The organism is Emticicia sp. GW821-FHT11C11 (assembly GCF_058808615.1).
The window spans coordinates 840,731-855,353 of sequence record NZ_JBXARV010000003.1; the positions used below are offsets into that span (position 1 = coordinate 840,731).

Annotated in this window: 15 protein-coding genes; 9 read left to right on the forward strand and 6 right to left on the reverse strand. The window is 41.3% G+C overall.

The window, feature by feature from the left end; all coding sequences use genetic code 11:
* Positions 1-214: 214 nt before the first annotated feature.
* The gene (locus AC1RRY_RS18755) at positions 215-559 is read left to right on the forward strand and encodes a helix-turn-helix domain-containing protein (protein ID WP_492821743.1); all 345 of its coding nucleotides are present in this window, start codon (positions 215-217) and stop codon (positions 557-559) included.
* Positions 553-1,839: a type II toxin-antitoxin system HipA family toxin gene (locus tag AC1RRY_RS18760; protein WP_492821741.1), complete on the forward strand. Its 1,287-nt coding sequence runs from the start codon at positions 553-555 to the stop codon at positions 1,837-1,839. The genes AC1RRY_RS18755 and AC1RRY_RS18760 overlap by 7 nt, the downstream gene beginning before the upstream one ends.
* 29 nt (positions 1,840-1,868) lie before the next feature.
* Here the strand turns inward: AC1RRY_RS18760 and AC1RRY_RS18765 are convergent, their stop codons facing one another.
* Positions 1,869-2,663 carry an arylamine N-acetyltransferase family protein gene (locus AC1RRY_RS18765; protein WP_492821739.1) on the reverse strand — a complete coding sequence of 265 codons (795 nt, stop codon included), beginning with the start codon at positions 2,661-2,663 and terminating at the stop codon, positions 1,869-1,871.
* A gap of 200 nt (positions 2,664-2,863) precedes the next feature.
* Here AC1RRY_RS18765 and AC1RRY_RS18770 point away from each other — a divergent pair, with 200 nt between their 5' ends.
* Together AC1RRY_RS18770 and AC1RRY_RS18775 are read left to right on the forward strand one after the other, a co-directional pair.
* Positions 2,864-3,220 (forward strand): hypothetical protein, encoded by a 357-nt coding sequence (locus AC1RRY_RS18770; RefSeq protein WP_492821737.1) that lies wholly within the window; start codon positions 2,864-2,866, stop codon positions 3,218-3,220.
* Between the two features lie 273 nt (positions 3,221-3,493).
* Positions 3,494-4,201 (forward strand): YEATS-associated helix-containing protein, encoded by a 708-nt coding sequence (locus AC1RRY_RS18775; protein WP_492821735.1) that lies wholly within the window; start codon positions 3,494-3,496, stop codon positions 4,199-4,201.
* A 107-nt stretch (positions 4,202-4,308) separates the two neighbouring features.
* On the opposite strand, the gene AC1RRY_RS18780 is transcribed toward AC1RRY_RS18775, so the two are convergent.
* The 3 genes from AC1RRY_RS18780 to AC1RRY_RS18790 are packed head-to-tail and all read right to left on the reverse strand — an operon-like array spanning position 4,309 to position 5,540.
* A complete protein-coding gene (locus AC1RRY_RS18780; RefSeq protein WP_492821733.1) occupies positions 4,309-4,500 on the reverse strand; it encodes a hypothetical protein in 192 nt (63 codons plus the stop codon).
* Positions 4,501-4,548: 48 nt separating this feature from the next.
* Positions 4,549-4,980: a helix-turn-helix transcriptional regulator gene (locus tag AC1RRY_RS18785; protein ID WP_492821731.1), complete on the reverse strand. Its 432-nt coding sequence runs from the start codon at positions 4,978-4,980 to the stop codon at positions 4,549-4,551.
* 5 nt (positions 4,981-4,985) lie between these two features.
* Positions 4,986-5,540, reverse strand: a complete 555-nt coding sequence (locus AC1RRY_RS18790) for a hypothetical protein (protein WP_492821729.1) — start codon at positions 5,538-5,540, stop codon at positions 4,986-4,988.
* 347 nt (positions 5,541-5,887) lie between these two features.
* Between AC1RRY_RS18790 and AC1RRY_RS18795 the strand changes: the two genes are divergently transcribed.
* Positions 5,888-7,351, forward strand: coding sequence for an AAA family ATPase (locus AC1RRY_RS18795; RefSeq protein WP_492821727.1), 1,464 nt, complete (start codon positions 5,888-5,890; stop codon positions 7,349-7,351).
* Positions 7,344-7,856, forward strand: coding sequence for a hypothetical protein (locus AC1RRY_RS18800; protein WP_492821725.1), 513 nt, complete (start codon positions 7,344-7,346; stop codon positions 7,854-7,856). The genes AC1RRY_RS18795 and AC1RRY_RS18800 overlap by 8 nt, the downstream gene beginning before the upstream one ends.
* Positions 7,857-8,010: 154 nt before the next feature.
* On the opposite strand, the gene ggt is transcribed toward AC1RRY_RS18800, so the two are convergent.
* Complete coding sequence (ggt, locus tag AC1RRY_RS18805) at positions 8,011-9,768, reverse strand: gamma-glutamyltransferase (protein ID WP_492821723.1); 1,758 nt, start codon at positions 9,766-9,768, stop codon at positions 8,011-8,013.
* A 479-nt stretch (positions 9,769-10,247) separates the two neighbouring features.
* Here ggt and AC1RRY_RS18810 point away from each other — a divergent pair, with 479 nt between their 5' ends.
* Positions 10,248-10,487 (forward strand): hypothetical protein, encoded by a 240-nt coding sequence (locus AC1RRY_RS18810; protein ID WP_492821721.1) that lies wholly within the window; start codon positions 10,248-10,250, stop codon positions 10,485-10,487.
* Positions 10,488-10,777: 290 nt separating this feature from the next.
* Here AC1RRY_RS18810 and AC1RRY_RS18815 read toward each other — a convergent pair whose 3' ends face one another.
* The gene (locus AC1RRY_RS18815) at positions 10,778-12,733 is read right to left on the reverse strand and encodes a tetratricopeptide repeat-containing sensor histidine kinase (RefSeq protein WP_492821719.1); all 1,956 of its coding nucleotides are present in this window, start codon (positions 12,731-12,733) and stop codon (positions 10,778-10,780) included.
* Between the two features lie 212 nt (positions 12,734-12,945).
* Here AC1RRY_RS18815 and AC1RRY_RS18820 point away from each other — a divergent pair, with 212 nt between their 5' ends.
* On the forward strand, positions 12,946-13,188 hold the full coding sequence (locus AC1RRY_RS18820) for a hypothetical protein (protein ID WP_492821717.1): 243 nt from the start codon (positions 12,946-12,948) through the stop codon (positions 13,186-13,188).
* Between the two features lie 81 nt (positions 13,189-13,269).
* Complete coding sequence (locus AC1RRY_RS18825; protein WP_492821715.1) at positions 13,270-14,433, forward strand: LamG domain-containing protein; 1,164 nt, start codon at positions 13,270-13,272, stop codon at positions 14,431-14,433.
* Positions 14,434-14,623: the final 190 nt, after the last annotated feature.

Consider the following 14,623-nt stretch of genomic DNA (forward strand, 5'->3'; position numbering starts at 1 on the left):
TAATGAAGATTGAGAGCATATAATATTGATGGTTTTAAATCTACCAGCTTCATTCTACTATTTATATAATTTCTGTATGAAATATGCTTCATTAAGTCATTATTTTATCGTTAGCGAATGATATTTCATACATATCTATTATTTTTTGCAAATGCGATATGGATATGTTATATTTGAATGATAATTCAGACATTAACGTCGATTATCATAGATAATGAATAATATTTCATACAATACTGAATTCAGCGATACTGCCATTTTGCGAGAAGTGGGTGGATTCATCAAGTCGAAGCGGATTGACCAGAATCTTACTCAGGACGAAGTGGCTGAAAAGGCGGCTATCAGCCGTTCTACGCTCAGCCTTGCCGAACGGGGCGAAAATATATCGTTGCTTAATCTGCTCAAGATATTGCGGGTGCTAGATGCCCTCTATGCATTGGAGTCATTCAAAACACAACAGCAAGTGAGCCCCATGCAATTGGCCAGAGAAGACGAGAAAAGAAGAAAACGGGCTTCGAAAAGTAATGAGCAAAACAATAAAGCGAGCATCGGATGGTAAAAACAGCCTTTGTCAAACTATGGGGCGAAAGAATCGGAGCAGTAGCCTGGGACGATAGTCTGAATATTGGCTTTTTTGAATATGATAAGAAATTTCTGAATGGCAGCCTTGCCGTGGCTCCGATAAAGATGCCGTTGTCTTCACGGATATATTCCTTTCCGGATTTACGCAATACCAATACTTTTAAGGGTTTACCGGGGCTTTTGGCAGATTCGCTGCCTGACAGATACGGTAATGAGTTGATTAATATCTGGCTGGCCCGGAACGGGCGTCCGGAGAACTCACTCAATCCGGTAGAGCTGTTGTGTTTTATAGGTACCCGTGGCATGGGGGCGCTGGAATTTGAGCCGCCTACTTTACCTGCAAAGGAGAAAGGGAGTGTACTGGAGCTTTCCGGTCTTGTGGACACAACCATGAAATTGCTGCAAAGCAAAGAGCAGTTTGCCGCCCATACCGACCACGCCATGCAGGATACATTGCTGGATGTATTGAAAATGGGTACCTCTGCCGGAGGCGCACGTCCTAAAGCCATCATAGCCTATAACGAGACCACAGGTATGATTCGCTCAGGGCAAACACTACAGCAAAAAGGATATGAACACTGGCTGATTAAATTTGACGGCGTGAATGATTCGCAATTCGGGGCGAGCTATGGGTATGGTCGCGTAGAAATGGCCTATTATAAAATGGCTACCGATGCCGGTGTGCAAATGATGGAAAGCCGCCTGATTGAAGAGGAAGGAAGGGCGCATTTTATGACCAGACGTTTTGACCGCAGAAACGGGAACCAAAAACTGCATGTGCAGACCCTCTGTGCCTTGCAGCATTATGACTTCAACCAGATTGCCAGCTATAGCTACGAACAGTTGTTTCAGACCATGCGCTTATTAAAACTGAATTATGCCGAAGCCGAGCAGATGTATCGCCGGATGGTGTTCAACGTGTTTGCCCGGAACTGTGACGACCACACGAAGAATTTCGCGTTTATAATGGATCGGGACGGAAACTGGGAACTGGCTCCTGCCTACGATATTTGCCATGCCTACCGACCGGATAGCGATTGGGTGAGTCAGCATAACCTGAGTATCAATGGGAAAAGAAAAGACTTTTCAAAAAATGATTTATTGACCATAGCCAAGCAGAATTCCATCCGCAATCCGGAGGGCATCCTAACGGATGTGCTGGCAATAGTAAACCGATGGATAGATTATGCCGGGGCATATAAGGTTGATGAAAAACTGGCCCGGGCCATAGACGAGACCCTTATTAAAGCTGTATAATTCAATATTAAACAATCAGGCAACATCAACTAAAAACTATAAGTGGCAGATTCTGCCAGCTTATGCTGATGAGCGCTGATGTCAATGCCGAATTCATTTCTGAGACATTGAACCAACTCGTCGTTGCTGTCGAAAGTCGTAATCTTCCTTTGGTTGCCATTTCTTTGCAGAAACTTCTGGTTAAAGATGGTGCTTCGACCCATGCGAGTGGGTTGGGTACAAATCAGGTTCTTGACAAAATGAGAATCCGGCGATGTCTGCTTCCAGCGGTTCTGATCTTCAAAGTCTTCAATAGTCACCGGATTTAATCTGAAACAGTATTTTTCTTCAAAACTAGTGCCATTGGTCGACATCCACAGGCTGAAATAATCGTCGTTCAAGGCTTTAATCATGAAGTAATTGACGCCGTCAGTCTGCACCACATCCGGTTTTATTTCAATCGGACTCAGAAACAGATCCCCAAAACCTACATCAACCAGCCAGTCGCTTTCCAGTTTTACGGTTACGGCCATGTGGTCGAACTCCGGGTTGGGTTGGTTGTTGTTTACAATCTGTGCAGCAATGATGCGCGACTGATACCCCAATTGCACAAGTAACCAGTTGAACAGGCTATTGAGTTCGTAGCAGTAACCACCCCGTTGTAGCTCTACTACTTTTTTGTAAATGGCCGACAGCTGCAAACGGATGGTATTGCCCAGATGGATGTCGAGGTTTTCGAATGGAATATGAAACAGATGCAACCGATGTAACCGGATGAGCTCCGGGAGGTCGGCCGTCAGAGGGCCCTCATAATTGATTCTGCTTAGATAGGTTTCAATGTGCATATGTGTGAATTGATGGCAGCCAGACCGTAAAGGCTGGTATCTGTTGTTGATGATTTTTCAGTATGGCATCTCAAAATTACGTGCCGATACTTTTTAATACAGACGAGAATTTGTTTGTGGATGCTGTAGCGAATTTGTTGGTACAAATTTTTAGGTCTGTATGGCATGGTCAATGTTGCCATACAAAATTATTAGGATAAATGATGCAGAGATTTTCTTCCAACACGCTTTTAATTGTTATTGTAATAGTTGCTTTTCTGATGCTATTCGGGCTTCTGGGAAATACAATGCTGGTAAACGAGCGTCAATACAACGATTATCAGCTTACATTGATAAAGAGAAGTCCGTATACATGCAAGGCTAAAATAACGGATAAGTATTCGGTGCAGGGCATGGCAACGGGTTTTAATCTGGAGTATCAGTTTAAGGGAAAAGCCTATAGCAAGGCAGTAAAAGTGCCGAAAGACATGTATGATGCCTATGATGTGGGCGATAAGATAACCATTACGCTGGCTCAAAGCCGGCCATCAATGGCAGTGGTAGGGGAGGTGAATTAGTGATTGAGTGAATGGTGATTTAGTGAATGAGTGATTGAGTGAATGAGCGGGCAACGTTTGCTGATTTTGTGAGTAACAGCATTGTGAAGCATTGTGTACTTTGTGGCAAACGCGCAGGGTTTACGCTGAATTTTCTTATTAAAGCCTAACCTGAACGAGTGTCGGGGAGCCGTTAAATAAAAACCGGAGGCAATAGGATTGAAATAGTATTACATAACAAAAAATATGTTTAACCTTGTGTAAACTTTATGCCAGGACTAAAACATTACAAAGATGGAATACTTAATTGCAGCCATTATCTTTTCGGGTATCTTCGGTGGAACCATCAACTTTATGCAGCAATATTCAGAAACCTATAAGGGAGGCACCAACTGGTTGAAATGTGCGGTGCCTAGTCTGGGGGCTTCTTTTCTTATACCACTGTTTCTGAAAATGATTTCGAGCGATCTGATTGAAAAAAGTAAAGGATTTAATGAGAATCTATTGATTTTTACCGGTTTTTGTTTAATCGCTGCCATACTTTCCAAGAGTTTTATTGATACCATCGGCAAGAAAATATTAAAGCAGGCCGAAGAGGCCAGTGAAAGAGCTGCCGCAGCAGAAAGCCACGCGCAGGAAGCTAAAACAGAAGCTGAAAAAGCGAAAAACATTGTTACTATAGCAACCCTCGGCCTGACCGAAGTAGACGAAAACGAACAGGTGCCGGTAGAAGATATACTGCCGAAAAGCACAGGCATGAAAATAGCAGGTGCTGACAATGGCATTACTACTGACGATATTTCTGCGGCACTGAGTGTATTGAAGCATTCGCGGTATGTATTCAGAACAGCCAAAGGAATTGCCAGTGAAGCGAATATCCGCGATAAGAAGATTAACGAACTGATGGAAACGCTGGTTGACAAAAACCTGGTGAAACCGATTGAGAGAGAAGGAACAAAACTTTTTGCCCTCACGGAAACGGGGAATAAAGTGAAATTGTAAAGTTAGGTAATTAAGTGAAAGTGCAAAATGCGAGATTCAACGATAATCTCGCATTTTTTGTTTTTACGACTTACATCATGAATAAAATGTCTACATGGGAAGCAACATCATGCTTTTTTTCTACGCCAATAAATAACACCGCCCAGTAGTGCCAGCAGAATGGCGATGTCTCGCACAACGGGAATCAACCTTTGCGTGGAGATTTCATAACCACTTGAAAACAATGAGATAGTCAGTGTCAGTTGCGATACGAGCGCCAGTATTAACACCCATTTCAGTATGGTGAGGAATAGTTTCATTGATTGGTTGAAAATCTGAATGTACGAGTTTTGGGATAGGAATCTAAATTACACTTCCGGTTCTGAGGAAGAAGCAATTTCTTTATTGGTATCGTATGCAGGCTTGTTTTCAGCCACCAGAGCCTCCGGTTCATAATGACTCATGGTTTCCTTATTGGCAGGTTGACCAACTTCTATTAGCTGTACAGACAAGGCCCTTTCCAACTTACTTATTGTTTCCAATGTCAGATTCTCATTGCCTTTTACAATCTTGTTCACTTGCTGCGGGCTGATGCCCAATAGCTCTGCCAGGTCTTTTTGGGAAGCGGGTAAGCGGCCCTCTTTACGATTATTTCTTAAAACACTTAACACTTGGATAGCAATTTCTGCTGAATAATCAAGCCAGGCTTTATTCTCCTTATAGAATATAAAATCATCTTGCCAGGATGTGTCAACCTGTGCAATTTTATTCAATTTTTCAATGATTTCCTGATTTTCCATATTAATCACAGTTTAAGTTCTACAAAATCAAAATTAGACTCATCTGTTAAATCATTCTCGATTAAAAACCGTTTGGTCATTTCTAATTTTTGCAATTCCAACTCTAAATGGGGTCTTGTATTCATCGTTGCTGTCAATTTGATTGCTCCGCCCGAAACTACATAAACGTTTTCACTGATTCTTATTGCATAAATTCTGAGCCATCCGGCTTTTGATTTTTCCTTTGCCAAAGATCTTAACGTATAATGGTTGTTATTTAATGACTTAAATATATGCTGAAGGTTTATTTGGTCAGGATTTGAATTATTCAAGATATTATAAAATGCTTCTTTTAATTTCTCTGCATTACGGCGAGTCATTCTGATAGCCTTATCGATAGTAATTTCTCCAAAATAGCCGCTTTGTAAATCAGCTTCATTATCTTCAAAAAATTGCGCCAGAAATTCAACATCATGTAGCCATAAATTGAGTAGCCGCTGAAATTCGTTTTGTTCGCTGCCAAAAGCCACAGAATAAAGTATATCAGAATTGTCTACAGCAAAGATAGTTTTAATCCTCATAAAAATCAACTTATAAGTTTATTTTTTAGTTCACAACAAAATATTATCCAGAGTTTATCAAAAAGCACTTCTACCAAACAGCAAAAGTGCTTTATAATATTTGTTCCTCAATAATCTCAATACCTTATATATATAATATAAGTAATTTTACGTATATGGTTTACTGTTAGTTTTTTACGACAGTTTAATGAATTTAAGTGATTTTAAATTAGTTCAAAGCTAATTACTGCAAATTTTCTGTAAAATTTTATACTTAGGAGAGAAAAAATAATAAAAGCAAATTCAATTTTAGTGTTATATTTACTACGCTAAAAATACTTAATGGAGAAACCCAAAATAGTCTTAAAATGGAAATAGAAATAAAAAACTTTGGCCCTATTGAAAATATAAAATTCGATATTGACAAGGATCTTCATCTTATTTATGGGCAAAATGCTGTAGGAAAATCATATGCTACATATTGTATTTATTGTCTGCTTAAAAATATCAAGAACAAAGTAATTCCATATAATTATCTTTACTTTGGGCAAAATAACTATCTTTATTATGGAAAAAATAAAAGTGCGCAATTTGATAGTTTTTTTAGAGTGATTGGGAAAAATTCAAAAAACGAGAAATCAATAGATTGCACTAGTGATTTTTTTGAATTGATTGAAACAGAACTAAAAAATATAATCATTGAAGGTTTACAAAACTCCTTGACTAATACCTTTTCTTCTTTAAAGAATCTTAAAAATAGATATTCTAATAAAAATTACGAAATCATTATTTGGATTTCGAATGATGAAAACGTGAAGATTTTTTCTGATAATGATGGTATTTTAAATCTAAGGTACTCAAATCAGACAAAAAAGATTACAAGGATAGAGAAAAATACTAAATCGACTAAATACTCAATATATGTAAATGGTCATATTGAATTTGGTAAACCAACAGAAGAAGAATTCAAAAGTGCGTTTGTTCAGTTTTTTTATACTTGCTTAAATTCTATCCTTGAAAAACTTGACTTCAATATACGAGATATTTATTACTTACCAGCAAGCCGTTCCGGTCTCTACCAAGCATTGAATGCATTTACTCCTATAATTGCTGAATTAACTCAAAGTAGATTTTTTATACAGAATAAAAGTATTGAACTGCCATCTCTTTCAGAACCTTTATCGGATTATTTTATAGATTTATCTACTGTTGACAAAAGTAACATTAATAAGGAATTTGAAATAATTGTTAAAATGTTACAAAATGACATTCTTAGAGGAGAAGTAAATTATGATGACAAACAAAAAAGAATATTGTATAAACCAAAAGGGATTAAACTTGAATTGAACCTATCTGAAGCATCATCAATGGTATCAGAATTATCACCATTAGTTGTTTATTTTAAGCATATTCTAAATCACAAATATTCTTCTAATAGAGTTAATTTTGAATCACACCATTTTTATGATAGTCGAAAAAAAAGAGAAAAACCTTTTGATATACTTTTTATTGAAGAGCCTGAAGCTCATTTACATCCAGAGGTTCAGGTTAAATTAATGGAAATATTTGCCAAACTGTCACCTTTGAAGCTTAAAATTTTCATTACTTCTCATAGTAATTACATGTTTAATAAACTTAATAATTTACTAATAAAAAAAGAAATAAACAAAGACAAAATTATGGTATACCATTTAATTAGAAACCAGAATGGTACTACACTAAATCAAGATATGGAGATAACTGCAGAAGGGATAAATGATTCAAATTTTCAAGATATCTCAGAACAGTTATATAGTGAAAGAATGAACTATTTATTAGAAACAGATGCTTGATAGAATAAAATCAGATACAATATTATCTCAATTTATTGAAGATGAATGCTGTGAAAATGGTGTTTGTGTAAGCTTCGATGCAAGTTTATCATCTGATTCATATCTTATAATAAAAGTAGATAAATTTTATAATTCCTTAAATATAGAAAGGAGACCTGCTTCTATTGATTGTTTAATAATCAGAAAATGTATAAATGGCGGTTACGGCTTAACATTAGTTGAGTTAAAGGCAATAGGGTCCTCAAGTAAGTTTAATTTGTCAAATCTTACAGAGAAATTTGAAACTACATTAAATGACTTTATTAAACACAAATTCAGAGAATTATTAGATATAAATTATAATGATATTAAATTGTTTTTTGTAACCGAGCAAGAGTTATATAAAAGAGATATCTCTTTAAAAATGGACACATTGATTAATACAAAATTCAAGTTTAATGGAAAAAGACTAATGATTATTCCTAAGATGCCAACACCTGCAATAAAAAATTGTTATGCTAATTGAAAGGGGACGAATGAATAATTATATTTTAATTATTCACTCGTCAATAATAATGTCAATATTTATTGTTAAAGCTAGCATTATTCTTATCAAAACTATTATAAAGCACTTCCCCACAAGGCAGAAGTGCTTTATAATAGTTTTCTAATTCTGAATATCAATACCCCACACTCGTGTTATCTCCGCGTGGGTCAGAGCCGCCTTCGAGCTTGCCGTCAGGACGGAGCATGATGCAGTCCATCCGGCCGAGTGAGCCGTTCATGGGTACCAGATTATAGCCTTTGGCTTTCAGGTTGTTGATAGTGGCTTCGCTGAAAGCGTTTTTTTCATAAGTAGTGTTATCAGGCAGCCATTGGTGGTGATACTTCAGGGCATTCACGGCCTGTTGCATGGTCATGCCGTGTTCCAGCACGTTAATGATGGTCTGGAACACCGAAGTAATAATAGTTGAGCCGCCCGGCGTGCCTACTACCATAAACAGCTTATTGTCTTTCTCTACAATGGTAGGTGTCATTGACGACAACATCCGTTTGCCCGGCACAATCTCATTGGCCTTGTTTCCAATCAGGCCAAACATATTCGGTACTCCTGCCTTGATACTGAAATCGTCCATTTCGTTGTTCATCAGAAATCCACCGCCCTGTACTATTACCTTGCTGCCAAAGCCGCCGTTAAGCGTAGTGGTGATAGACACCGCATTACCATCCTTGTCAACTACCGAATAATGCGTGGTTTCGTCGCTTTCATAACCCGGCACTGCCCCACCGCTGATGGCCTTGCTGTCGGTTGCTTTGGCAAACGAGAAATCGGCCATGCGGTTTTTCAGATAACCCTTGTCGGTCAGTTGTTTGACGGGCACCTTCACAAAATCAGGGTCGCCGAGCCATTTGGCGCGGTCGGCATATACCCGGCGTTCTGCCTCAATAATCACCTGCACGGTTGAGTCTGAGTTCCATCCCCAGCGTTTGATCGGGTAGGGTTCCACAAACTTCATCAGCTGCATCAGCGCCACCCCTCCACTTGAGGTAGGCGGCATGGTGATAATCTTAAAATCTTTGTATTTATCGACAATGGCTTCCCGCCACACCGAATGATAGTTCTTCAGATCGTTGTGTGTAATAATCCCCTTACCGCGTTCCATTTCTTTCACCAGCAGGTCGGCGCATTCGCCTTCGTAGAAACCAGCGCGTTTTTGAGCCTGAATCAGCCCGAGCATGCGGCCCAAATCAGCCTGCACCAGAGTGTCGCCCTTTTTCCAGTCCTGTGCGTTGGCTCTTACATAATAGGGTGAGCCCGGTGCATTTACTTTCAGGACATCGCCTTTTACGCGGTTTAGCCCTACCGCCTCTCTTTCGGTCAACACAATGCCTTGTTTTGCCAGTGCAATGGCCGGAGCCACCACTTTGTCCCACGGCAACTGCCCGAACCGCTCGTGCATGGTTACCATGCCGTCAACAGAGCCCGGCACACCACTGGCCAGATGACCCAGAATACTCAGCCCGGCTATCGGGTTGCCGTTGGCATCCAGATACATATCCCGGTGCGCTTTGGCCGGTGCTTTTTCACGGAAATCGAGTGTGAATGTGCCGCCTTTCTTATCACGATATACCAGAAAACCGCCACCGCCTAAATTACCCGCCCATGGGTACACCACGGCCAATGCAAAATGTGTGGCCACGGCTGCATCAATGGCATTGCCGCCCGCTTTCAGTATTTCGACCCCTACCTGAGAGGCCAAAGGGTGTGCCGATGCCACCATGCCGTTATCGGCCAGTACGCCTTTTTTGTTGTAGAAAGTCTGGATACCGGGCACATCGACCGCGTATTCGCTAAAGCCTTTAATTTGTTGTGTTTGCGAAGGTTTGTTCTTGCAGGCTGCAAGCAGCAATAGAAAAAAGAGCAGGTTTTTCTTCATTACAATGGTTTTTAGGGTAATCTTAGTTTGCCGGAAACAAATTTAAGTTTTTTGCTGGAAAAACAAGGAATTGTTGAGGGATTGTCGAATGTGGGAGGGTAGAGAGCATAGGGCGTAGGGCAGAGGGGAAAGGAAAAGGCGGATGGGGATGGGGATGGGCATAGGACAGATATTGCTTAGGGAACGTACCAGTATACCAGCGTGGAAGCAGCCTTTACGGTAGATAATTTTCCGGTGTGTAGTCCATTCAATAAAATCTTTTGCAGATTTCAGAAAAAATATTTTCAAACTTCAGGCAATTGATTTAATTTCGTATTAATAGAATTATAGTCATGAAACGTCTCCTGTCGCCCGACTGAATAGCTGCTTATCGGCAGGTAATTGGTTTGCCGGATAGTTTCTCCAATGGCTGTGTTTCACAGCTTGAATAACGGTACAATAAAACAACAAATCCCCATTTTTAATTATATCTGTTCGCCATGACAACTATTTTTAACCTCCGGAACAAGGTATCAGAAGCCTTACAGTCAAATAAGCTGATACCTCAGCACACCACAGGTAATGATTTTTTCATCACGATAAAAGTCAGGATTGAAGGTGAAATGACTTTAACTTCACTGAAGAGATTCAAGGCGTTTCTGGAAAAAGAAAAACTTCGCTACGCTTCATCGTTTTCCTCAAGACTGGGAATCATGAATATATCGATATATAGCTATTAGGGAATTGTCATATTAGGGAATTGTCGATTGTCAATTGCAGATTGTCGAATTATTGGAGAACGAAACAAGGAAAACGGAGAAAGAAAAAAAGAATTGTGAAACATTGTTTAACATTGTTTACATCGTGGCAAAATGATAGCCATTATGTTCACCAAGTACGGTAGCGACCGCCGCACAATGTTTCACAATACAGATTTATTCAGTTTGTCGTTACCCACTTTCTTCGTTTTCCCTTTTCCAATGAATTCGACAATCTGCAATCGCAGCGGCGAACCGTCGACATTCGACAATTACAAAGTTTTTTTCAGTGTAAAGAAAAACGTACTGCCTTTGCCTTCTTCGCTTTCCAGCCAGATTTTTCCACCGTTCGATTGCACAAATTCCTTTATCAGCAAGAGCCCCAACCCCGTACCCTTTTCGCCACTGGTACCGAAGGCCACATTAATATTGCTTTTCAGAAACTGCTGCTGCTGCTCCGCACTGATACCCTTGCCGTAATCTTTTACCGAAAATACCACGAAATCGTCACCTGCCGGTGCTGAATGCACCTCAATGCTGCCACCTGCGTAGCTGAACTTAATGGCATTAGACAACAGATTGCGAATGATAAAATCAAAATGCGCCGAATCGGCAAATACACGTGAGCCCTCCGGAATCCAGTTCGTAATCTGTAATGATTTTTCTTTTGCCTGGTTCAGCAATACACCTATGTTTTTATCAGTAATGTCTCTCGGTTCAAAATCTTCCATACTTACTGCTGCGCCCTGTATTTGTATTTTACCCCAATTGAGTAGCGAGGTAAGCACCTCAAACGAGGAGTCGCATTGCTGTTTCATGATACCGAAAATCTCCCGGCGTTCGTCAGGAGCGAGGTCGTCTGTTTCAAGTATCGACAGCAACTGGGTCATGTTGCCGATTGGCCCGCGTAAATCATGGCCGATGATAGAAAACAAACGGTCTTTCACCTGATTGGACTCCGCCAGTTGCGTATTGACCAACCGTGTTTTGCGGGCGTTTCTCCAGGCAAAAAAAGCAATCAGCAACACGGCTATTATAATTACCACGGCAACGGTTATTACCAGCCTTCGTTCCGATTGCGACAATTCCAGTTTTTCAGCCGATATAATCAAGGCATTTTTAGCCTTTAAACTTGCCAGTTCCTGTATTTTATTGATTACAAACAGGCTGTCGAGCAGGGTGTGTTGTTGCTCCAGTGCAAAAAGCGCCTCGTTGTATCGTTCCTGATACCGGTAAATTTCGGCCATGGCTTCGTACACTTCTGCCTGTAATTTCGGATGCGACAAGCCCCGGGCTATTGCCAGTGCATTTTGCAGGTGCTCCAGGCTTTTGTCTGAATTCTCGCTTTTAACAATATCCGCAATTTTTATCAGCACTTTGGCTTGTTCCTCAGGCATTGAAAATTGCTGTGCTTTGGCCAGCGCATCTTTATGGTAAGCCAGGGCGCTATCGTCATTGCCCGATTGCCGGTAGGCATCGCCGGTGTGTGTCAGATACGAAATATGTTTGTGCGCCTGCGACGGATGATCTGTCTGGGCGATACCTCTTTTAAAATGAGTAATGGCGTGTGCATGATTCCCCTCTTTCAGATGTACCCGGCCGATGTGGCTCAGAATAGCCATGTTTATCTTACCCAGCGGCAGGCTTTTATTGAGTTCTTCGGCTTTTCTGTAGTACCCCAATGCTTTGGTGGTGTTGTCGTTCAGCTCTTCAATACAACCCAGTTTCAGGTAACTCTGTATCATATCGACCGTATCTTTAGCCTCCTTGCTCAGCTGAATGGCCTTATTGAGATACTCGGTGGCTTTATGCAGATTACCGCCTTTGCCTTCTACCACGCCCAGCTCTTCGTAGGTGATAATTATATTTTTGCGGTCTTTGAGCCGGGTAAAGATATCAAGTGCGGCTATCAGGTGCTGATGCGCAGTAGACAGGTTATTGTGTGCCACATTGATTACCCCCAACTGGTAGAGCATTTGCCCCTGCGCCTTTTTCTGGTGCAGGTGTGCCGCCAGTTTGAGGCCTTCAATGGCATAGTGGGTGGCAGAGTCGGCCTGTTTTTTCTCATAATACTTACTTATGGCCAGATACAGTTGAATCCGGTTATGATCTGCACCGCTTTTTCTGAGTTTGCTTTGCAGGTTTAAAATATCGGTCTGGCCTAAAACTACGGGTGCCGCAGCAAAAAGAAAAATAAAAATAAAATATCGGAACATTATACCGGGCATGGTCTGATTTAGATTGAAGCCAAAAATAAACAAAAATGTGGTATACGGTTTTTTTTAAGATAAATTTTACAAAATGTATAAATACTGGCGTGCTCATCAATCATTTTGCCTGTGTCAAATATGATTCCGCCCTCTTGTCTAGATTCGCTTGGCAGGTTATCCGGTGCTTTGTAGTTTTGATCATCAATTCAGATTTTAAAAACCAGACTAATATGCGTACAGCACGTGATTTCGGCGGTTTTATAGGAGCTATGGCCGCTTTTTCTCCGTCTTTGGTTATTGGCGGTATCCATTATACGGTCAGTAAGCTGGAAGGCAAAGACGACAAAACGGCGAATGCCGATTTCAGTAATACTTTCAACCGGCTGTTTAAATTAGGCGAAGACCTGGGCGCTACCGTGGCAGTAGAGGCGGTGTCGCTGGGTTCGGATATTTTCGGAGGGAAAGAAAAATAACTTGAACCAACTTGGTATCTACTTGGACACCCACTAAATGAGAGGCTTTCATTTATTTGTTGAAAAAAACACAAATAAATCATGAAAAAGTTAATCTTAGTTCTTGTGTGTGTGGCTACCACGGTTGTAGCCCAGAAGAGTAAAACCAAAAACCAAAGTCCACCCCCGGCACCGGTTGATTATAATATCAGCCTCAGTGCCGATAAGTGGAAGTTTAAAGAAGGCAAAGTGGAGTTCATCGAGAAGAACGGTGCCAAAGCCATGCGCATTATACAAGGCAATCAGGGTGCGGTATTGCTGAAAGACGTGGTTTTTAAAGATGGCACCATCGAGTTTGACTTCGAGCCTGCTTCACCGATGACACTCGCATCGTCGCCGTCGGTTTATTTCAGAACTGATACGTCTAAGAGCGACGTCGAGATTCTGTATATCAGAGGCCGCCCCGGTGTGCCAACCGCCAACGATGCCGTGCAGTATTGTCCGATTCTGGGTGGTGTGAACATGTGGGACATGTATAATGATTATCAGGGACATGCCCTGTTTGAAGCCGGGAAAACCAACCACCTGAAAATGGTGATTTCGGGCAAACAGATGAAAGTGTTTGTGAACGATATGAACAAGCCGGCCCTGCATATACCTAAACTGGAGGGTAATGCCACCGAAGGCCCGATTGCCATTGACGGCGGCATGGTAATATGGAACTTGCAGATTAAACCGAATGTGACGGAGAATCTGCCGGCTATGGAAGCACCAGATTTAACCGACCACGATGCCCAGTATATCAGAAACTGGAGCTTGACTAAACCGGCAGACTTACCGGCCAGGCAGGAGGTTACGCTTTCTGACCTACCGAAACCGGAGGTGTTTACGGAATCTATTACTGCTGAAAGACAGGGACTGATAAACCTGACAAGGAAACTGGGTGGGAATACCCCACGCCGGGTTGTGTGGCTGAAAGTAAAAATAAAAACCGCCGAAGCACACAGAAACGTGCTGCAACTGGGCTTTAGTGATGAGGTATGGCTGTTTCTGAACGGGTCGCTGGCGTATGTAGACAAGAACCTTTATCTGCAGCCTGCGATGCGGAAGTATCCGAGCGGACGAATCTCAGTTCAGAATGCCCGTGTGAATCTCAACCTGAAAGCCGGAGAAAATGAGCTGATTGTGGCTGTATCGAACGATTTTTATGGCTGGGGAATCATAGCCCGGCTCGAAAACATGGAAGGTGTGGAGTTTTTGAAGTAAGGGTAGGATTGGGGCTGTGTTGAAGAGTTTTCAAGCCTGGTAATATTGGCAACTCAACCCCACCCTAACCCTCCCCAACAATGGGGAGGGAATGAAAAAGCCCCTCTCCCCACTGTTGGGGAGAGGGGTTGGGGTGTGTGGTTTTTACCAAAGATTATCGGTCAAAAATATTCTTTAGAAAGCTTCTCAG